General features: G+C 71.0%; 14 protein-coding genes and 2 pseudogenes. 9 read left to right on the top strand and 7 right to left on the bottom strand.

Translation table 11 applies throughout. The features are described from left to right. Positions 1-97: 97 nt before the first annotated feature. Together OM076_RS01045 and OM076_RS01040 are read right to left on the bottom strand one after the other, a co-directional pair. Positions 98-742, bottom strand: a complete 645-nt coding sequence (locus OM076_RS01045) for a response regulator transcription factor (protein WP_270037433.1) — start codon at positions 740-742, stop codon at positions 98-100. Beyond that, entirely contained in the window at positions 730-2,454 is a 1,725-nt protein-coding gene (locus OM076_RS01040; protein WP_270037432.1) for a histidine kinase, read from the bottom strand. The genes OM076_RS01045 and OM076_RS01040 overlap by 13 nt, the downstream gene beginning before the upstream one ends. Before the next feature lie 152 nt (positions 2,455-2,606). Between OM076_RS01040 and OM076_RS01035 the strand changes: the two genes are divergently transcribed. The 7 genes and pseudogenes from OM076_RS01035 to OM076_RS01005 all read left to right on the top strand — a co-directional run bounded on the left by OM076_RS01035 (position 2,607) and on the right by OM076_RS01005 (position 10,119). Beyond that, complete coding sequence (locus OM076_RS01035) at positions 2,607-4,055, top strand: TRAP transporter substrate-binding protein (protein ID WP_270037431.1); 1,449 nt, start codon at positions 2,607-2,609, stop codon at positions 4,053-4,055. Then, complete coding sequence (locus OM076_RS01030; RefSeq protein ID WP_270037430.1) at positions 4,037-5,584, top strand: sensor histidine kinase; 1,548 nt, start codon at positions 4,037-4,039, stop codon at positions 5,582-5,584. Before OM076_RS01035 ends, OM076_RS01030 begins: the two co-directional genes overlap by 19 nt. A gap of 380 nt (positions 5,585-5,964) precedes the next feature. After that, entirely contained in the window at positions 5,965-6,504 is a 540-nt protein-coding gene (locus tag OM076_RS01025) for an RNA polymerase sigma factor (protein WP_270037429.1), read from the top strand. Further along, entirely contained in the window at positions 6,501-7,397 is an 897-nt protein-coding gene (locus OM076_RS01020; RefSeq protein WP_270037428.1) for a hypothetical protein, read from the top strand. The genes OM076_RS01025 and OM076_RS01020 overlap by 4 nt, the downstream gene beginning before the upstream one ends. Positions 7,398-7,773: 376 nt before the next feature. After that, entirely contained in the window at positions 7,774-8,070 is a 297-nt protein-coding gene (locus OM076_RS01015; protein ID WP_270037427.1) for a Dabb family protein, read from the top strand. A gap of 234 nt (positions 8,071-8,304) precedes the next feature. After that, entirely contained in the window at positions 8,305-9,075 is a 771-nt protein-coding gene (locus OM076_RS01010; RefSeq protein ID WP_270037426.1) for a TIM barrel protein, read from the top strand. 300 nt (positions 9,076-9,375) lie between these two features. After that, a pseudogene (locus OM076_RS01005) lies at positions 9,376-10,119 on the top strand (tyrosine-type recombinase/integrase). Between the two features lie 534 nt (positions 10,120-10,653). Here OM076_RS01005 and OM076_RS01000 read toward each other — a convergent pair. Beyond that, on the bottom strand, positions 10,654-11,652 hold the full coding sequence (locus OM076_RS01000; RefSeq protein ID WP_270037424.1) for a TolB family protein: 999 nt from the start codon (positions 11,650-11,652) through the stop codon (positions 10,654-10,656). Between the two features lie 180 nt (positions 11,653-11,832). Here OM076_RS01000 and OM076_RS00995 point away from each other — a divergent pair, with 180 nt between their 5' ends. Continuing rightward, positions 11,833-16,716 carry an nSTAND1 domain-containing NTPase gene (locus tag OM076_RS00995; protein WP_270037423.1) on the top strand — a complete coding sequence of 1,628 codons (4,884 nt, stop codon included), beginning with the start codon at positions 11,833-11,835 and terminating at the stop codon, positions 16,714-16,716. Positions 16,717-17,191: 475 nt separating this feature from the next. Here the strand turns inward: OM076_RS00995 and OM076_RS00990 are convergent, their stop codons facing one another. The 4 genes from OM076_RS00990 to OM076_RS00975 form a co-directional block, all read right to left on the bottom strand. Next, positions 17,192-17,572, bottom strand: coding sequence for a hypothetical protein (locus tag OM076_RS00990; protein WP_270037422.1), 381 nt, complete (start codon positions 17,570-17,572; stop codon positions 17,192-17,194). Between the two features lie 178 nt (positions 17,573-17,750). Beyond that, complete coding sequence (locus tag OM076_RS00985) at positions 17,751-18,092, bottom strand: hypothetical protein (protein WP_270037421.1); 342 nt, start codon at positions 18,090-18,092, stop codon at positions 17,751-17,753. 173 nt (positions 18,093-18,265) lie between these two features. Further along, on the bottom strand, positions 18,266-18,709 hold the full coding sequence (locus OM076_RS00980; RefSeq protein ID WP_270037420.1) for a hypothetical protein: 444 nt from the start codon (positions 18,707-18,709) through the stop codon (positions 18,266-18,268). Positions 18,710-19,154: 445 nt separating this feature from the next. Further along, positions 19,155-19,472: a hypothetical protein gene (locus tag OM076_RS00975; protein WP_270037419.1), complete on the bottom strand. Its 318-nt coding sequence runs from the start codon at positions 19,470-19,472 to the stop codon at positions 19,155-19,157. 221 nt (positions 19,473-19,693) lie between these two features. Between OM076_RS00975 and OM076_RS46705 the strand changes: the two are divergent. Then, a pseudogene (locus OM076_RS46705) lies at positions 19,694-20,017 on the top strand (transposase); the annotation flags it as partial. Positions 20,018-20,246: the final 229 nt, after the last annotated feature.

Genomic DNA, 20,246 nt, shown 5'->3' with positions numbered 1-20,246 from the left:
GGTCGACAGAGCCCGAGCGACGCTACGCACCGCCGGTTGGGCGGGAAACCGTGTGGCCCCGGAACCGCGGTCAGGGCGTTCAGGGCACGCCCTGAAATCAGGCGCGCAGGTAGGTGAGGACGGCGAGCACGCGCCGGCTGCTCGCCGCTGCGTCGTCGAGCCCGAGCTTGAGGAAGATGTTGCGGACGTGGCTCTCGACGGTCTTCGGGCTGAGGAATCGCAGCTCGCAGATGCGCCCGTTGGAGTGCCCTTCGGCCATCAGCGCGAGGATGTCGCGCTCGCGCGGGGAGAGCTCGTCGAGTGGGCCGGGCTCGCGTGCCCGATTAAGCAATCGGTTGACGATCGTCGGGTCGAGCACGCACTCGCCGTCGGCGATCCTTCGCAGCGCGTCGCTGAGCACGCCCGCGTCGCCGACGCGCTCCTTGAGGAGGTAGCCAGTGCGGGCGGGGTAGTCGGCAAACAGCGTCGCCGCGTAGCGGGAGTCGAGGTAGCTCGACAGCAGCAGCACGGCCGTGTCCGGACGGCGCGAACGGATCTCGGCCGCGGCGCGCAGGCCCTCGTCCGTGTGCGTCGGCGGCATCTTGATGTCGACGAGCGCGGCGTCAGGGCGCGTGCGCTCGACGAGCCGCAGCAGCGTCTCGGCGTCCTCGGCCTCGCCGACGACCTCGAAGCCGCGGTCGGCGAGCAGCCGGGCGAGGCCGGCGCGCATCAGCGCCATGTCCTCGGCGATCACGATCCGCACGGCAGGTGCGCCTCCAGGTGCACTCCGGCGACTGTCTCGTGCAGCGTCAGCGCGCCGTCGAGGGCCGCGATGCGGTCGTAGACGTGCTCGAGGCCGAGAGACGCCGTCGCCGCGCGGACTCCGGGCAGCGTGACGGTGGCGCCGAGGCCGGCGCCGACGTGCTCGATGGCCACGACGACGACCCCGCCGTCGCCCGCGCGCTCGGCGCAGCCGACGCCATCGAGCACCAGACGGTAGAGGGCCGCTTCCACCAGTGGCGGCCAGCGGCCGCTCGGGAGCGCCGTCAGGCGGACGGGCACGCGGCTACGCTCGCCGAGTTCCCCGAGCGCGGCCGCGATGCCCGCCTCGGTGAGCGAGGCGGGATGCAGGCCATGCGCGAGCGCCCGGAGGTCCTCGAGCGCACGGCGCAGCTCGTCCGCAGCGCGCGCCAGCGAGCCGTCCTGGTGGGCGACCTGCGCCAGCGCGACCGACAGCGCGATCAGGCGCTGCTGCGCGCCGTCGTGCAGGTCACGCTCCGCCCGCCTCCGCTCCTCGTCGGCGACCTCGACGATCCGTGTGCGCGACGCGCTCAGCTCGGCGAGCTCAGCACGTAAGCGCGCGCGCAACGACGCGTGCTCGAGCGCCGGGCCGGCGCCGCGCGCCGCGGTCGCCAGTCGGTCGGGCGCGTGCGTCAGCGCCGCGTCGTGAGCGAGCAGCGCGACGACCTGCCGCCCGCGGACCACCTCGGTGGTCGCCGCCCCCGGCGACGGAACGCGCGACGGGCGCCCTTCGGCATCGACCGGTCCGTTGCGCGCGCCCGGGAAGCAGATCGCCAGCCCGGGATCACCCAGGCGGCGCGCCAGCGCCTCGCGCAACCGCTCCGGGGACGACAGCGTCGCGACCACGATGTCTGCGATCTGCCCGCGCAGAAGGCGCGCCCGCAGCGCCTGGACCGCGACGCCCGTCGCCACGAGCGCCAGCAACGCGCACTGTGCCAGCCAGAGCGAGCGCGCGGTCTCGTCGACGCGCGGCCCGCTCACCACCGCCGCGTGAACGAAGGCCGCCGCTCCCAGCGCGGCGACGAGCGCACCCCCGACGGCGACCGGGGCGCCCGCGCGTCGCGCCAGCGCCGGCCGGCGTGCCCAGCGGCCCACCGCCAGCACGCACAGACCCCCGCACAGGAGCGCCTGTGCCCAGGGCGCGACGCTCACCGGGGGAAGTTGCAGCGCACCGTAGCCGTGCACGAGCAGGAGGTTGCGCGGGCACGCGAGGCACCCGCTCGCCACCGGGTCAAAGAGCGCGGTCGGCACGACCCCGAGCACGACCACGGCCGCCGCCGCCATCCCGGCCACGACGGTTCCAAGCCGCCGTCCCGCCACCGGATGGCACACCGCCGCCGCCCCGGCGAACGCCGGCGCGAACGCCCCGCCGGCCAGCGCCGCCGTGAACAGGACGGCGCTGCCAGCGTCATGGAGCGGCACGGCGCCGAGGAGCAGCGCGACCCCGCTCGCGGCCAGCAGCCCTCCTGAGAGTCGCATCGAGCGCCGCAGATCGAGATCGGCTCCAGCCGCACAGGCGCCGAACCCGGCAAGGAGCTGGAGCGCAAGCGCCCCGGCGCCCGCGCCGCCCAGCGCCTGCTCCGGATGGCGCCGCGCCTGCACGAGCGCAGCCGTGCCCAGGACCGCGACAAGCGGCAGGCCGAGTATGAGAACGAGGCGCCGGCGCGGCGGCATCGTCCGATCCTGCCCGAGTTGACAGGCGATCGCCACTCGCGTCAGGGTGCACCCTGAGCCATCCGCGCACGCTCGGTGGCCGCCCCGATGACCGAAGGCCCAACAGCCGGGAGGCTGTCGGCATGCACCCATTACTCCAATTCAGCTGCCCCGTGGCTCTCGCGATCGCGGCCGTGAGCGTGGCCGCATGCGGTGATCAGGCCGTCCAGAAGTCCGGTGCCAGGGTTGACCGCGCGGTGACGCTGACGCTCGAGATGCCCGACCAGGGCGATCAGCTCGGGATAGCCTTCGCCGCGGCCGTCGCGCGACGCTCCAACGGCAGCGTGCAACTGAAGCTCGGAAACGGCTATTCGGGCGCGCTGCCGGCCAACGAGCTGCGCCTCGTGCGGGCGCTCGAAGCCGGCCGGGCTGACGTCGCCTATGTGCCGGCGCGTGCGTGGTCCGCCGCGGGCCTACCCGAGTTCAGGGCGCTGCTCGCCCCGTTCGTGCTGACAACAGACAAGGCGGCGCAGGCGCTCGCGTCGAGCAAGCTCGGGCGCGACGTGCTCGCGACGCTCCCGCACGACGTCGTCGGCCTGGCTCTGGTGCCAGCCCAGACCCGGCGCGTGCTGGCCGACCGGCCGCCGCTGACGCCGGCCGACTTCAGCCGGCTGCGGCTGCGCATCGTCGATGATCCCCAGTCCGCGGCGACGTTCGAGGCACTCGGCGCGCAGGCCATCCAGGGTTTGTCAGCGCGCGACGTCAACCGCGCACTGGAACACGATCGCCTCGACGCCGCCGAGTCGGCCCCCGTACACATCGCGGAGAACAGCTACTGGAACCAGCTTCGCCACCTATCGGGCTACGGCATCTTCCCGAAGTTCGAGAGCATCGCGATGAGCCGGCGGGCCTGGCGGCGCCTTTCGAAAGCGCAGCAGGCGGCGATGCGCGAGGCCGCGGCGGAAACGGTGAGGTCGGCGCGCACCGGCATCCCCGACCAGGAGCGTTCTGACCTGAGCGTGCTCTGCGCTGCGGGTGTCCGGATCGCAGTTCCCAGCGCACAGCAGTTGCGCGCGCTCGCGCAGGCCACTCAGCCGGCGCTCGCCGCGTTGGAGAGCAACCCGGCGGCCGCTCGTGTCCTGGACGCGATGCGGATCCTGCCCGGCGCCGGTCCGCAGCCACTCGCCGCTCCGCTGCCCGCAGCGTGCACGCCCGGCGGCAGCGAGGATCAAGCCGCGCGCAGCGCCTTCCCGGAGGGCGTCTACGTCGCGAAGGTCACCGCGGCGCAGTTCCGGGCAGCGGGCGCTCCCGTTCCGTACGACGAGGACACCGTCTTCACGACCACGTTCAGGCGCGGTCGCTGGACGCAGACCGTGACCCCAACCCTCCCGGACCAGTGCGCCGACGTCCCTACCCCGTCGCACCCGGCCTGCAGTGGCAGCTATCACGTCGACGGCAACCGGCTCACGCTGGTCTGGGAGCCGCCGACGCCACCGCCGCTCCCGGCGCCAGAGACGATGGAGTTCAGCTACTTCGACGGCGTACTGCGGTTCGAGCCGGCCGACGTAACCGGCGCGGGCGAGCGCGTCATCCTGCGGCAGCCATGGCGCAAGGTGCGCTGACCCGGTCGGCAGCGGGCGTCGGCATCCTCGCCCTCGGCGCGGCCGCGGAGGCGGTCGCGCCGGCGGCGACGCCGTTCGCGACAACGCTCGACTGGGCCGTCGGCGCGGCGCTGGGCGGTGGTGGCGCGTGGCTGCTGGACCGGGCGCCCGCCGCCGGGCGGCTCGCGCTGCTCGCGGCGATCACTTGGTACCTCGGCACGCTAGCGGGTGCGAGCACCGGCGCGCTCGCCGCCGTCTGCGTCCTCGCCTACCGCGGCCCGCTGCTGCATCTGCTGTTGTCGGTGCCATCCGGGCGCGTCCCGGGCGCCCGGGGGCGCGCGCTGCCCACCGCGGCCTGGATCGCCGGGCTGCTCGGCCCCGTCGTCGCCGGCCCCGCGACGGCGGGGATCGCGGCGACCGTCGCCGCGGTGCTCTTCGCGCGCGCCAGGCGGTCGGCCGCGGGCCGGCGGCAAGCGCTCCTCGCCACGGCCGCAGCCGCCGCCGGACTGAGCGCGATGTGGTGGCTCGCCGCGCTCAACCTCGCAAGCCACACCACCCTGCTGGTGCTCAACGACGTCATCGTGCTTGGCGCCGGCGTGGTCGCTCTGGCGGCCTGCGCCGGCGCGTGGGAGCGCCAGGCCGCCGGCAAGCTGGTCATCGAGCTCGCCGCCGATCGTCGCCCGGATCGGCCGGTGACCGCGCAACTCGCGCGCGCCCTCGGCGACCCCGACCTCGATCTGCGCTACGGGGTTCCCGACGTCGGCTGGGTCGACGAGCGCGGACACGCGGTACCCGCACCCGACGGGCACCCCGTGACGCGCGCCGCGGTGCCCGGCGGCGGCGAGGTCGCGCTCCTCCACGGCGCGGTCGGTCCCGGGGACCTGCGGCTGGCCGCCGCGGCGGCCGCGGCCGCCGCGCTGGCGCTGGACTCCGCCCGCCTCGAGGCCGCGGTGCAGACGCACGCCGCCGACGTGCGCGCCTCGCGCCGACGGCTGCTGACCGCCGCCGACGCCGAACGCCGTGCACTCGAACAGCGACTCAGCGACGGACCCCTGGCGGGACTGCGCCGCGTCGACCGACTGCTCGACGAATCCCCCGGGACCTTGACCGGCGCGCTGCGCGACGAGCTCCGTGCAGCGACCGCGGAGCTCACGGACCTGGGCCACGGCCTGTACCCGCCGGCGCTCACCCGCGCCGACCTCCCCGGCGCACTGGAGGAAATGGCGCGCCGCTCGCCAGTGTCGACGACGCTCCGCATCACGGGCGACCTCCAGATCCTGACCGACGAGCTGCGCGCGACGACCTGGTTCGTGTGCTCAGAGGCACTGGCCAACGTCGCCCGCCACGCCCGCGCGAGGCACGCGACCGTAACCGTCCAGGTGAACAGCACAACCCTGCTGATCGAGATCCGCGACGACGGCCACGGACGCGCGACCCCGACCCGCGGCCTGCGCGGCCTCGCCGATCGGATCGAAGCCCTCACCGGGACGTTCACGGTCGACAGCCCCGCCGGCGGCCCCACGACGATTTACGCCCGCCTCCCGATCTGAACCTCGAAAGCGCAAATCACCACGCCAGCTTCGCCTGGGTCGAGCGACGAGCCACAGCCCGCTAGTGCGCAGAGACGCGCCTCGACAGTCGTCGTTCTTCGTCCGAACGGAGCGGCGCCGACGCATGGCCGGCGAAAGTGCCCTAAATCGACGGACTCGACAACATTGCGGCCGTCGGCAAGTCGCCTCCAGTCGCCGCAGGTCCGAGGCGATGGGAGCACTGGCTCGCGACGAGCCGGGCCGTGTCGCGTATGGGACCATGTTCTGCACGTCAGCGGCTTACTCGACCGACGGCCCCGCGCGCTCCCGGTTCGGATCGGCTGGACATCACGTTTTGCGATTCGGTCACAAACGCGGCCAGGCCCGGCAATGATCTGTTGATGACGGTCTCCGACGAGGAGCTGTTGGTCGCCTCCGTGGGCGACGAGGAGGCCTTCGCCGCCTTCTACCGGCGGAATGCGCGGCCGTTGGCCGGGTTTTTCATGCGGCGCACCGGCGACGGCGAGCTGGCGGCCGACCTGACCGCGGAGACGTTCGCCGCGGCGCTCGCGTCGCGCCGCAGCTTTGACCCCGCCAAGGGTCCGGCGATCGGCTGGCTGTACGGGATCGCGCGGCACAAGCTCGCGCGGACGCTGGAGCACGGGCGCGTCGAGGACCGCGCCCGCCGGGCGCTCGGCATGGTGCCGCTCGCGCTCGATGATGAGGCGATCGAGCTCGTGGTGACCACGGACGGCGACGTCGTCCAGCTCCTGCAACGGCTGCCGGCTGACCAGCGCGACGCGATCGAGGCCCGCGTCCTCGACGAGCAGGAGTACGAGCAGATCGCCGCCGCCACCTACACGTCCGAGGCCGTGATCCGAAAGCGCGTTTCGCGCGGGCTCGCGAGCCTGCGACGCAAGCTGGAAGAGCGGACCCCTTGACCGACTTCTTCGACGACCTCGAACGTGAGCTGCGCCGGGCGCACCGTCGCGACACCGAGAGCCATACGCGCTCACGTGTCTTCGACCTGCGGCGGCGGCTGCCGGTCCTTCCCGCGACCGGCCTGCGAGCGCTGGTCGCGCTCGCCGTGGTCGCCGCCCTCGTCGCGGTCGTCCTGACCGTCACGCGCGAGTCTGACGTCGAACGGCCGGCGACGCCGCCGGGCAAGAAGGTCGTCGCTACCGACGTCGAGGCCGGCGTGCGCTTCAGCCTCGACGGACGGGTACTGACGGTGCAGCTGCTTCCTCCTGTGCGCAACCAGACCTTCGCAACGGTCAGCGGCGCGCGGATCAGCGCGACCTGCGGCGCGAACGTCGCTGATCCGCGGCGCGAGACCACGCTCACCCGGCGCTGGCCGGACGGCCAGACGAGCCTGAGCTACCGCTTCCCGCGCGACGTCTCGAGCTGGTGCCGGCTCTACGACCAGTCCGGCAACCTCGTCGCGTTCGTGAGCTTCCTGGGCGCGTCGCCAGGGGCAAAGGGGCCGATCGCCGAGACCGCCAACAAGTGGGCGCGACACTTCGCCTCCAGCCCTCAGACCTGCACCGACTACATGACCCGGACCGCCTGCGAGCAGGTGACGTGCCAACGGGCAGGGGGGACGCCCATCCCGGACTGCAGGGCGGCCACGCCGGAGTGGGGAACGTACTTCCGCGGCGCGACGGTCCACGCAATCGCCATTAGCGGCGACCGAGCGGCCGCCATTCTCTCGAACGACGAGATCGTCCAGCTGCGACGTATCGCGACGGGCGAGTGGCTGATCGACAAGCTCGGCCCGCTCGGGGCCGTGGGTCCAGACGCCGCCGCTCAGCGTCGACAGCGCGGGGGTCCTTAACCAGCGCTTGGGACGATACGGCGCAGCGCGCCGAGTAGCTCCGTTGCCGCTCGCCGCACTGTTCCTTAGAGGCACAACCAGCGGCCGGCATCGCGTCGGCGTCATTGGGGCCAGAACGAGAAGCGAAAGTGGTGCTTCTCGACGATCGCAGCAATCTTCAGCCGCTCGGATCCCGGGTACCGTGGGTCCTCTGGCCGACAGCCGGTAAGGGCTATCCCGTAGAGGGCTGATAAGGGATAGCCGGGAGTTCGAGAGAACAACCGTCGCCAGGTCTTACATGCGGAGGACGATCATCTGCCTCTCAACGATCCGACGCTTCGTGGAGGCGGCCTCGTGGTGGCCGCCGAGCCGGCGTCGGTTGTCATACGGTTGCCGGATGACCGATCACGTCGTCCTGCTCGCCCTGCGCGCCGGCGTCACTGAGACCGACCTCTTGAGCCTTGGCCAACTGCTCGCCGGACTGCCCGAGCGGATCGAGGGAATCGAGTCCGTACGCTTCGGAACCAGCAACAGCCCTGAAGGCCTAGAGCAGGGCTACGGCTACGGCTTCCTGATCACGTTCACCGACGAGCACGCCCGCGACCACTACCTACCCCACCCGGAGCACTCCCCGATTAGCGCGCTGGCGCAGCAACTCTCAGAACGAGTCTTGGTGTATGACATCGCGACGTAGCGCCGGCTGAACGACGCAACCGCTGCCCCACCCGCAGGCGGACGAGAAGGTTCTCTTCTCGACGGGAGCAGCACGCTCAGCGACGTCCACGCAGCGGCTGCGTGGCATGCGAGAAGCGAGAGTGCTCATATTCGACGAACTCAAGAGCCCCGGTCTTGCGTCGTAGACAACGCGCGGGGCGGGCGCGAACCACCGGAGCTTGCCCTCTTGTGGTGCCGCGACGATCCTCTCCTCATGACGAGATTCTCACGGTCGGCCTGCATCGAATGGTTGTTCGCCGAGGACGACGCGCCGGTCACGGATCGGATCCGTCGCGCCGCGGAAGCGGGGCTCGATGGGGTGGAGTTCTGGCACTGGCGCGACAAGGACCTCGAGGCGGTCGGCGAGGCGGCGCATGCGGGCGGGCTCGCGATCGTGATGATGCTGGTCGAACCGCAGGTTCCGATCGTGGATGCCAGGCGGCTGGCCGAGTTCGCCGAGGCCGCGGAGGAGTCCGCGCGGGCGGCCGCGACGCTCGGCTGTGCGACGCTGGTGGTGGCCTCGGGTGAGAGGCTGCCCGAGGTGCCGGTCGCGGAGCAGGACACGGCCATCGTCGCGGCGCTGCGCGCGGGCGGCGAGATCGCGGGGCGCCACGGGCTCACTCTGCTCTTCGAGCCGCTCAATGACACCGACCATCCGCACTGCTTCGTGACCGGTACCGACCACGGTCTCCGGCTGGTCGACGAGGCCGGCTTACAGGGCGTGAAGCTGCTCTACGACGTCTACCACTCGGCGGTGATGGGCGAGGATCCCGGCGTTCCGATCGCCGGGAAGGCCGACCTGATCGGCCATGTCCATGTGGCCGACCACGTAGGCCGTCACGAGCCCGGGACGGGCGTCATCGACTGGTCGACGGTGCTGCGCCGGCTCAACGAGGCCGGCTACTCGGGTTACGTCGGACTGGAGTATCGCCCGACCGCTAACAGCGTCGCCTCACTCGCGTACCTCGAGGCCGCTATGGCGTAGCGTCACGGCCGATCGATGAGCGGCCCGCGGCGGGCGGTGAGCACACGGCGGCGGCTATCCATGCGAGCGCGCAGCGATCTGGGAGACGCGCTTCCCAACGGGCGACGACGAAGCAGATCAGACAACCGTAGGCGCGGCGAGCGGCTACGACAGCCGTCGGCAAGCTTGACGGGACGCCGCTATACGCAGCAAGTCCCGCCTAAGAGGCAAGTCTCTTCTCTCGACGCCAGGGGCACAGTCGGGCGCGGGTGCATAGCGTCCTCATCGGCCCTGAAGTTGGCAGTGGTACGACGCGAGTAGATGGCGCGTCGAGTGATCGGAGAGAACATGACCGCTTCACTGCCGTTGGATTCGCTTGGGCGGCGCCGCTCGCCAGCTTCGGTGCCCGGCTATCTCGCTGGCCGTCCGTCACGAAACAAGGGCCGACGGTATCCGCCAGATCCGCCGCGCACCGAGGAGATCGTCGCCGTCATGCGCTGTTGCGGCGACGGTGTCCACGGTGCCCGTGCCCGTGGGTTGATCGTGGTGCTCTGGCGAGCCGGGCTGCGGATCCAGGAGGCGCTCGACCTCAGCGAGCTCGACCTCGACCGTCGTCGCGGCTCGGTGCTGGTCCGGCGCGGCAAAGGCGGGCGCCGACGAGAAGTCGGTATGGACGACTGGGGCTTTGAACAACTCGAGCCGTAGCTCGTGGTGCGCGAGCGGACGCCGGTCGGCCCGCTGTTCCGCGTCATCGACGGGCGCACCCGCGGGCGTGCCTGGTATGCCTCGGCCGCCCGCGCCGCGCTGCGGCGACGGGCCGCCCGGGCCGGAGTGCGGCGTCGCTTCGCTCCGCACCAGCTGCGTCACGCGCACGCGATCGAGCTCGCCCGAGAGGGCGTGCCGCTCAACGTCATCCAGCGCCAGCTCGGTCATCGCAACCTCGGCGTGACTTCGATCTACCTGCAGGGCATCGATCCGGACGAGATCATCCAGACCGTGCACGGCCGCCGGCCACCGATGATCCCGGCCAGCGTCGGCCTCACGTTGCCGCGACGCCGACCGTAACCGGGGTCTCGGACGCCCGAGGGAGTTCGCCGTTCCGCGATTTCGGAACTTTCGCACGGGCGAGCGGTGCGCTTCGTCGGCCGCCGCTTGCGAGCGATTGCGAGAGCGACAGCCGTCCGGCTCCGTCCTTGCAGGACTTCCCGCTCGCTGACGTCGTGCGTATGCACCGCAGTTCCTCCCTGGAGCTGTGCGGTGCTCCTGGTTGTCCAGCGCGGGCGGTGGAGCGACGGATCCATGGCACTCGAACTACGAAGCGATACGTGACCAGCGAGATCAGCGTGGCAGCGTACGGCTTGTTGCGGTCGAGAAGCCAGCCATGGATCGCCTCCGTGGGCCGGCGCGGGGGCTCACGCTCGCGCGCTCACGCCGGCCGTAGCGCTCCTCCACCTGTACACGCACCGCACCGATGGCGTGCCTGAGGGGCGGCTCGCTTCGGTCGCAGTGCCGCGCGGCGCGTGTCGAGGGTCTCTCGCTGAGCGCGACGGCCGACGTTGGGTTGACGGGTGCAGCGGGTAGCCCGCCCGGCCGGTTCGGTCAGTCCCGGCAGATCGAGCGGTCCACTTGGTCGCGGGCAACCTCGTCGTCGTCGTCGCCGTGGTGGTCGTCGAGCGGCTGCCAGTCGGGCGCGAAGTCGAACGCCGGGTTGTTGGTCAGGTTGCGCGGACCGGTGCCGTCGACGTTGATCGTGAAGATCTCGGGATTCGCGAAGCTCGAGAAAGCGACGCGGCAACCGTTCGGGGCCCAGGCTGACCCGAAGGCGCCAGGTACGTCGAACGTCAACCGCTCTTGGCGGCCGCCGTCACGGCGCATCGTGTAGATCGAGAGCTGCCCTTCGCGATGGCTCTGGAAGGAGAGCTTCCGGCCGCTCGGTGACCAGTTCGGCGCACCGTCGAACGTGTCGTTGTCGGTGAGCTGCTGCACGCGCGAGCCGTCGACGCGCATCGTGTAGATCTCAGCGGCTTCGACCCCGTCGCCGCCGCCACGGTTGCTGGTGAACGCGATCCGCTCGCCGTCCGGCGACCAATTGGGAACCTGGTCAAGGGGATCCGGATGGTTCGTGATGTTCCGCTCGTCGCCCCCGGAGGCCCGCATCGTGAAGATGTCGTAGTTGACTTGGCCTCGGACCGGGTCAAAGTCCCGGACAAAGACGATGTGCCGGCCGTCGGGCGACCAGGCGGGGTCCTCGTCGTCGAGCTCGTTGAACGTGATCTGCCGCACGTCGGACCCGTCGGCGTTCATGGAGAAGATCTCGAAATCCGGGCCTTCGAACCCCTTCGGGATCGGATTCCCCGGCGTCCGGCGATCGCTCTCGAACACGATCTGCTGCCCGTCTGCCCGCCAGTTCGGGTTGTCGTCGCTGGTCGGCGAATCCGGCGTCAGGTTGACGAGCTTGCGTCCGTCCGCGCGCATGGTCCAGATGTTGTCGTTGGGCGGCTGGCCTGCGACCGGGCGGTCGCTGCCGAACGCGATCTTGCCGTTCGCGCCCGGAAAGGCGCCTAGCGCCGTTCCTGCGCCCGCTACGAGGCCTCCCACGGAGACCGCCGCCACGATGACAAGCGCACGCTTGATGGGTCGGAAGGAACAGGGCATTTTGGCCTTTCGGGACGCTGGGGTGGGAACGCTCTGCACCGTTGCCGACGCCGGTATATGTGCGGTCAATGGGCGGATTGATCCGCGGCGCGCACCGGAGTAGGGTCGCTCGCAGGGTCTGACATGGACATCCGTCTCCTCGGGCCGGTCGAGGCGAGCCTTGACGGCCGCCCGGTAGCCCTCGGGGCGCCCCAGCAGCGCGCCGTGCTGGCAATGCTCTCGCTGCAGGTCAACCGGACCGTGTCGGCCGATCGGCTGTGTGAGGGGTTATGGGGCGAGCGCGCGCCGGCCTCGGCTCCCAAGATGGTGCAGCTGTACGTGTCCCAGTTGCGCAAGCTGTTGCGCGGGAGCGTGGCGGAGATCGTCACGCGCGGTCGCGGCTACGAGCTCCGGCTGGCGGTCGATCGCGTCGACGCCGTCCGGTTCGAGCGGCTTGTTCACGCCGCCGAGCAGGCCGGCGGGGCGCCGAACGGGGAAGCACGGGCGGCGCTCGCGTTGTGGCGTGGCAGCCCGCTCGCCGACGTAGCTGATGAGCCGTTCGCGAGCGCGGCGATCCGGCGGCTGGAGGAGTTGCGACTGCAGGCGACCGAGCTGGCGATCGACGCCGACCTGGGCGCGCGCCGCCATTGCGAGGTCCTGCCCGAGTTGCGGTCGCTGATCGCCGATGAGCCGTTGCGCGAGCGGCTGCGCGGGCAATACATGCTCGCGCTGTATCGCTCAGGCCGGCAAGCGGAGGCGTTGGAGGCCTATCGCGAAGCTCGCCAGGCGCTCGTGCACGCGATCGGCGTGGAGCCCGGCCCCGAGCTGCGCCACCTGCACGAGGCGATCCTCCGCCAGGATCCCCGGCTCGAGCCACCACTTCTGGTCGAAGCGACCCGATTGGCGCCCGAGCTCGACACGGCGACACCGCTCCTGGGCCGAGAGGCCGATCTGGACTGGCTGCGTGGGCACTGGCAGCGCGCGCTCGCCGGGGACGGCCGGTGCGTCCTTGTCGTGGGCGAGTGCGGAATCGGCAAGACACGTCTGGTCGCCGAGCTCGCGCAAGAGGTGCTGCGCGACCGCGGAGCCGTGCTGTACGTGTCCGCTCGCCGCTCGGCGGACGCGTCGCATGCGCTGGCCGCCGCTCGCATGGCTTCCCGACCCACCCTGCTGGTGCTCGACGACGTCGCGCGCGACCTCGATCCGCTCGACGAGCGATTCGCCGGGGCGGTGCTCGTGGTGGCGACCGCGGAGCAGGTGGTGCCCTCGTTGCGGGCGGCCGGGACGCTCGCCTTGGCTCCGTTGAACGCCGACGGTGCCCGCGCGTTCGCCCGGCTCTATGCGGGCGCGAAGGTTGCGGTGCCGGTCGAGCGCCTTCTGGTCGCCAGCGGCGGCTTGCCGCGGTCGCTGCACGGTGTGGCGTCGGAGTGGGCGCGCATGCTGGAGCTACGTCGCCTCGCCGATTCGGTGGGCCGTATCAACGGGGATCGGTCCGGGCTGCGCGCCGCGGAGGACGACCTCGTCGGAAGCATCGTCAAGCTGCAGGTCGCCAGGGAGCGAACCGAGTCGCGTGCGGTCGAAGCCGTCTGCCCCTACAAGGGGCTGGCGTCCTTCGAGGCCGGCGATGCGGACTTCTTCTTCGGGCGCGAGCGGTTGGTGGCAGAGATGGTCGCCCGGTTGACGGGCGCCCCGTTCCTGGGGATCGTCGGGCCTTCGGGCAGCGGGAAGTCCTCGGTGCTGCATGCCGGTCTGCTCGCCGCGCTCGCGGCGGATGTAATTCCCGGCAGCGAGCGCTGGACGCTCGCCGTTTTGCGGCCGGGGGAGCGTCCGCTGCGCGCGCTCGAGCAGGCGCTTGCCCGGGCGCCGAGTCACGGCCGGCTGGTCGTGGCGGTCGACCAGTTCGAGGAGGCGTTCACGATCTGCGGCGAGGAGTCAGAGCGCGCGGCGTTCGTCGACGCGCTCATGGCCTCGGTGCGAGACGTGCGCCGGCCCGCGCTGGTGGTCGTCGCCGTGCGCGCCGACTTCTACGGTCGCTGCGCCGCCTATACGGAGCTGTCGCGGCTGCTGGGCGCCGGCCACGTGCTCGTCGGCCCGATGCGCCGCGAGGAGCTGCGCCGTGCGATCGAGCTGCCGGCGCGCCGGGCCGGCGTGCCGGTCGAGAGCGAGCTGGTCGACGCGCTGGTCGCCGACGTTCAGGGGCAGCCCGGTGCGCTGCCGCTGGTTTCCTCAGCCTTGCTGGAGCTGTGGCAGCGCCGCGGGGGCGGGTCGCTGCGCCTGTCCGACTACGAGAAGGCCGGGGGAGTGTGCGGGGCGGTCGCGCGGCTGGCCGAGCAGGCCTACGAGCGGCTTGACCTTGCGGGCCGGCGGCTCGCACGGCGCGTCCTGCTGCGGCTGGCCGGGGACGGCGAGGGCGACGCCGTTGTGCGACGCCGGGCCCGGCTGACCGAGTTCGAGGGCACTGACGTCGCGTACGTCTTGGACGTGCTCGCCGAGGCGCGGCTGATCTCGATCAGCGAGGGCGAGGTGGAGGTCGCGCACGAAGCCCTGCTGCGCGAGTGGCCGCGACTGCGTACATGGCTCCAGGAAGACGCCGACGGGCGCCGGCTGCACTTGCACCTCATGAACGCGGCCCGCGGCTGGCAATCCGCCGATCGTGACCCGGCGGAGCTTTACAGAGGCGCCCGACTGGCTTCCACGCTCGACTGGACTGCGAAGCATGAGCCCGAGCTGGACGGGCTCGAGCGCGCGTTCGTCGCTGCGAGCCGCGCCGAGGCGGAGCGCGAGGGCGAGCGGCAGCGCCGTGCGAATCGCCGCCTGCGGGTCCTCCTGGCCGGAGTCGGAGCCTTGCTGGCGCTCGCGGTGGCGGCAGGTGCCATCGCCGTCGCCCAGCGCGGCCAGGCTCGCGACGCCACCGTGGTCGCCGACGCACAGCGCGTCGGCGCCGACGCGGTCGGCCGCGAGCACCTCGACCACGCGCTCCTGCTCGCGCGCGCCGGCGTAGAGCTGCACGACTCCGCCGCCACGCGCGGCAACCTGCTCTCGGTGCTGGCGCGCAACTCGGCGGTGATCGGCGTGCTTCCAGGCGACGGCTGGCCCCTCAGCTCTGTGGTCGTGAGTCCGGACGGGCGCCTGGCAGCCGTCGGAGGCATTCTCGGTGCGGTCAGCGTCTTTGACGTCGCAAGCCGCCGCTCGATCGGCGCGCCCTACCGGGTCGCGGACGGAGACGTCGGCCCGCTCAGGTTCTCGCCGGATGGAGCCACGCTCGCCGCGCCCATAACGCTGCCGTCCGGGCCAGTGGTGGACCTGATCGACCCCCGCACGCGCACGCGGCGGCTGCGGATCGCGCTCGACCCGTCGAGGTACGGCGCCGCGAGCGTCGCGTTCCTGCCCGACGGCCGCGATCTCCTGATCGAGCAGATCCTCAACCCGCCGTCGATCGAGGCCGCGGTCGTGCTGCGCCGTTTCGACGCGACGACCGGCGCCGCCGAGGGCCGCGCGCTGCGTCTGCCCCAGGCCGCGTTCGGCCTGACAACGACGGCGGATCGCCGGCGCCTGGTCATGACCAGCGCGCCGCGGAACGAGACGGTGATGATCGACACCGAGCGGCTGCGCCCCTTGCGCCGCTGGCCCGTGGGCGACGCTACCGGGAGCGTCAGCCCCGACGGACGCCTGTTCGCGCTCGGCTCGCCGCGCGGCGCGGTCCGCGTGCTCGACCTGCGCTCCGGACAAGTCCGGCGCTTCACCGGCGGGAAAGCCGCGGCCGTCTCGCGGCTCGCGTTCACGCCCGATCGGCGGACGCTCGTCACGTCCCACGACGACGGGCAACTGCTCGTCTGGGACGTCGCGCGCGCAGAACTGCGCGAGCGGTTGCAGGGGCACGACCGCGGGCATATATGGGGACTGCAGATCTCCGCCGACGGACGCACCCTCTACAGCGCGGGCGAGGACGAGCGCGCGCTCGTGTGGGACCTCGCCGGCGATCGCCGGCTCATCCGGCGCTTCGACGCCGGACCGCCGTTTCTCGTGGATCCCGGCGACAGGTCGCCGCGCGGCATTGCTGTCAGCCCCGACGGTCGCACCGTCGCCGTCACGCAGACCGACGGCACCGTCGATCTGATCGACGCGCAGACGCTGCGCCCGCGCCGCAGCGTGCATGCGCTGGACGGCTTCGCCGCGGCCGTCGCCTTCAGTCCCGACGGGCGACTGCTCGCGATCGCCGGTAGACGCGGACAGGTGACGCTCCGGGACGCGCGCTCACTGCAGCCCGTGGGCGACCTGAGTGGACTGTCGACGACGTCACAGGCACTCGCCTTCTCGCCCGACGGGAGCCTGCTCGCCGCCGCAGAAATCGGCACGCCGACCGACGACACGGCAGCCGACGACGGCACCGTGCGCGTATGGGACGTCCGCCGGCGCGCCCTCACCCGTGTGCGCTTCGCAGTGACGTCGGCCTCGGTGGCCTTCAGTCCCGACGGCACGCTGCTCGCCGCCGCCGCCCGCGAGGGCCCCACCGAGGTCCGCGACGCACGCACCGGCCGGCTCGTCGCGCGGCTTGTGACGCCCGACGGCGGGCGTTCGCTGGCGTTCTCTCCCCACGGCACCCGGCTCGCTACGGGGCACATGGATGGCACGGCGCAGCTGTGGTCGACGCGTAGCTGGAAGCCGGTCGGGCCTCGCTTCGAGGGCCACGGCGTGCAGCGGTTTGTGTCGATGCAATTCACCCCCGACGGGCGGGTGCTCGTCACCGGCGGCGCCGACGGGACGGTTGGGCTGCACGACGTCAGCACCGGGAACCCCATCGGACCGCCTCTCACGGTCGAACCGGACACGTTCGCCGCCGCCGTCCTCGCCCCCGACGGCTCGCGACTGTTCGCAGTCTCCGACCGGCACGGCGGCCTCCGCTTGGACATCTCCCCGCAGACATGGAAACGGCACGCGTGCCTCGTCGCGAGTCGCGACCTCACATCGCGCGAGTGGCAGGACGCACTCCCCGGCCAGCCCCACCGAACCATCTGCCGGCCCGCCTGACGCTGACACCTTTGATCGCCTCGCGCCGGCGACCGAAGCAGAGGTCAACGCCGCCGGCCTGTCGCCGTCCGCTGCGCCGTTCTGACGAACCGAGCCCCTCGCTCTTGCGCGGCAATGGGAGCGAGGTTCCCGGCCGAACCGAACACGCGACGAACAGCAGAAGTGCCACGCGGCTCGAGTGAAACGATGCGGTGCATAGGCACGACGTGGCGCACGCGTGCGTGCTCCGACAGGATCGAACTCGAACGCCGTCGCTCTCGCGATATCCGAAACGGAGTTGCGCGCGGGCACCACGTCACAGTGCCCCTATTCGACGATTTGGGCAGGCGCCCGGAGCCAACGCCGAGGTCGGCCACGGCGTAGAACTGACGCTCGATCGCGCGCAGCAGTGGCAGGCACAAATGAGACGGTCGGCCGACTGGCGCTCGTCGTCGGTTGTCGGTCAATTCCACGATGACGCGCTTCCGGACGCTTCCTAGCCATCTGTCGTCAAGACGACCGTGCGTTCGCTCGTCGTCAATATGATGACGCGCTGGCGGCGCCGCTTGCGGCGCTCGACCGCAGCGACGAGTACACCGAGAACGATCGGACCAAGCCACGCGACGACCTCGTCTACGCCCTCGGGCAGGACGAGCGTCACGGCAGCGACGCAGACACCGCCTAGCAACGCGAGCGCGAGCAAACGAAGCAGTCCGACGAGGCCGTAGCAGCTAGCCACGATGAAGGCCGCGCAGCCCATCATGAGGCAGAACAGGACGAGCACCACGGTTTCGCCGAGTTCCCGCCCGATGACAAGAAGTGCCGCGAGCGAGAGGGCCCACAGTCCCAGGGCCGAATAGACGACTCGATCAGGCATCGCTGATCATTCTTTCAGAAGCAGTCGGCGCGATCGAGCAGACGTTTGTCCATTGCGGCTTGCGCGGCGTTGCAGGCTCTCAAAGTCTCATTCCTCGACGGGAGCGGCAGAACGCGATCGCCACAGAACGGGGCGCCGGCGGCTTGCGGGCGCCGCCGCTGGCGGACAACGTTCCGCCTCAGCGAGGAATCGGGCCGAACTCAGACCAGTGTTTCTGCGAGTTGCCGTACCACTCGTCGATGACCCTCGCCACCTCCCGAAGACGTTCGGGCGACGTTCCTGGCAGCCCCATCGCGTCGAGCTCAACGTTGCGAAGGCAGGTCATGACCGCATCCGTGTCTCCGCCGTTGCGGAGTACCTGCACGAGTTGGGGCGCGTAGCTGTCGTACTCGTCAGCGGCGCTCGGAAACCAGTCAGCGACACCGATCGGATCCCATCGCCAAAGGAGTACTTGGCGAAGCTCGTGTTCGCCCGTCTCGCGCCACCACCGCGCAAACTCCTCGATCGGCAGAGCATCCATCGTCACGCGACGATAGTTCCGCTTCTCGACGAACTCGAGCCTCTCGGCGTAGATGGTGGTTTGCGTGCGTTTGTGTCAGCCCGTCAGCGGGGGCGGGCGGCGGCGGCGGGATCCGGACCGAGCAGAGCGCTCGGACACGCTGTCCTTGGTAAGCCAGCGTGCACCCGGGCTAGTTAGTGGGCAAGGAAATACCGGTTCTCGAAGCGCAGAACGTCCGAGCCCATGCGCCGCTCGACCCGCGCGGCAAGCATGGCAGTGCAGAGATGCAACAGACCGATAGCGAGGAGGGCGACGGCGACGATCCAAGTACTCGGCGACGGGGCCGTGGCGATGAAGACGGTCACGGCCGCGGACATCGCGGCGCTCAGGAACTGGCTCGGCCCGACGCCACGTGCGCGCGTCGCCCAGTCGGGAAATGGCTCAGCGCGACGCAGGCTCCGCAGCATCCAAAACGTGGCCAGCGCGATCGCGATCGCCATCAACGCGACGAAGACCGCGGCGAACGTGTCGAACGCCGCCTTGTCGCCAGAGAGCGCGAGCGCGAGCGCGACGCTGCCGCCGACGAGATTCACAACGGCGAGAAGCCGGTGCTCCACAGTCGCGCGGGCAGCCTTCATCGCGCGGACTCTAGACGCGAGGCGCCAACCCGCCGGCACCCTTCGACGAATGATCTAGTGAAGGTTTGCTTTTCGGGCATGACGGGGGGTGACGGCGTCGTCGGAGACCGGCGGCGGCGCGTCCGTGACCGGACTCGTCGGGGTCGGGGTCGCGGTCGGGCCGTGCGGCAGCCTGGGTCTTGTCGCTCTCTCAGCGGGCATTCTGTTCTTCCGGCACTTCGGAAAGCCTGTAACGAAACGGTCCCGGCGCCGTCTCCGGTTCTCTGCAACAGCAAGGTCTGGTTGATCGTCTCCTGGGCTCCGCGAGCCTCTGTCGGCTGGCAGCGGTGGCTCTAAGACGGAATCGCCGTAGTCACGCGACACCTTCGACGCAACCGGCAACCGGACCATTCGGGGCGATGGAGACAGACCCGCGCTCCGCCGGTCCGCGCAGCCACGAGGGCGCTCAGCGCGGGGCGGACGGCGGAACGGCGGGCGAACGGATCCCATGCCGCAAGGCGAACGCAAGCACGAAGATGAAGACGAGCGCTACACCACTAGCGGCGGCCAGCACAATCATCCACCACGGTAGGCCTGACCGCACGGCATCAGCGACCACCGCGGCGCACGCAATCACGGACGTTGCTTGAAACAACCGCGGCGGAATGTCGCGCCAGACGAGCCAGACGACGAGCACCGCAACCAACACGGCGGAAGGCCAGTCAGCCTGAACGATCTGCCATGCGACGAAGGTCGCTCCAAGTGGCAGGAGGAGACGGCGCACTTTGCAAACCCTACTTGTCGACCGGCGGGCTGGACGCCCTTCGGTGCGTCGGGCATGCGACTCGCCCGCTTCGCTGATGGTGCAGCGCTGCTCACCGCTCCAGGCCGTGAGCAGAGTGCCGCTCCTCGAAGGGGCTGTCGCGTAAGTCGGGAATTGGCGCTTGCTTTTGCGTGGATGCGCGTGGCGACGTCCCGTCCGGCGCGTTTAAGACGATTCCGGGCATGGCGCAACGGTTCATCGCGTGTGATCGCGAGCAGTCGTTCTTGATGCCACCCGACGTGCGCGAGTGGCTGCCCGAAGACCACTTCGCGTGGTTCGTGCTCGGCGCGGTCGAGTCCATGGAACTCGACGCGTTCTATGGCGCTTATCGAGCCGTCGGGCGCAGCCGGCCCGCGTTTGATCCGGCGATGATGGTCGCGCTGATCCTCTACGCCTACGCGCGCGGGAACCGGTCCTCGCGAGCGATCGAGCGAGCGTGCGTCGAGGACATCGCCTACCGCGTGATCGCGGCGCAGAGCAAGCCCGATCACGCGACCATCGCGCGCTTTGTCGAGCGCCACCAGGACGCGCTCGCGGAGCTCTTCGGCGGCGTTCTCGGGCTGTGCGCGAAGGCTGGCTTGGTCGGCCTGAGCGTCGTCGCCGTCGACGGCAGCAAGGTCGCCGCCAACGCGAGCCGCTCGGCCAACCGAGACTACGAACGTCTGGCCCGCGAGGTGATCGAAGACGCTCGAGCAATCGACGCCGAGGAGGACGAGCGTTTCGGTGATCGCCGGG

The sequence above is a fragment of the Solirubrobacter ginsenosidimutans genome, from assembly GCF_027587205.1.
This window is presented reverse-complemented; position numbering and strand designations above follow the sequence as displayed.

Bases quoted from the DNA above. Each gene is read 5' to 3' on its own strand.
- OM076_RS01040 (WP_270037432.1), bottom strand. From the start codon at position 2,454: ATGCCGCCGCGCCGGCGCCTCGTTCTCATACTCGGCCTGCCGCTTGTC.
- OM076_RS01030 (WP_270037430.1), top strand. From the start codon at position 4,037: ATGGCGCAAGGTGCGCTGACCCGGTCGGCAGCGGGCGTCGGCATCCTC.
- OM076_RS01025 (WP_270037429.1), top strand. From the start codon at position 5,965: ATGACGGTCTCCGACGAGGAGCTGTTGGTCGCCTCCGTGGGCGACGAG.
- OM076_RS01015 (WP_270037427.1), top strand. From the start codon at position 7,774: ATGACCGATCACGTCGTCCTGCTCGCCCTGCGCGCCGGCGTCACTGAG.
- OM076_RS01010 (WP_270037426.1), top strand. From the start codon at position 8,305: ATGACGAGATTCTCACGGTCGGCCTGCATCGAATGGTTGTTCGCCGAG.
- OM076_RS00995 (WP_270037423.1), top strand. From the start codon at position 11,833: ATGGACATCCGTCTCCTCGGGCCGGTCGAGGCGAGCCTTGACGGCCGC.
- OM076_RS00990 (WP_270037422.1), bottom strand. From the start codon at position 17,572: ATGCCTGATCGAGTCGTCTATTCGGCCCTGGGACTGTGGGCCCTCTCG.
- OM076_RS00985 (WP_270037421.1), bottom strand. From the start codon at position 18,092: ATGGATGCTCTGCCGATCGAGGAGTTTGCGCGGTGGTGGCGCGAGACG.
- OM076_RS00980 (WP_270037420.1), bottom strand. From the start codon at position 18,709: ATGAAGGCTGCCCGCGCGACTGTGGAGCACCGGCTTCTCGCCGTTGTG.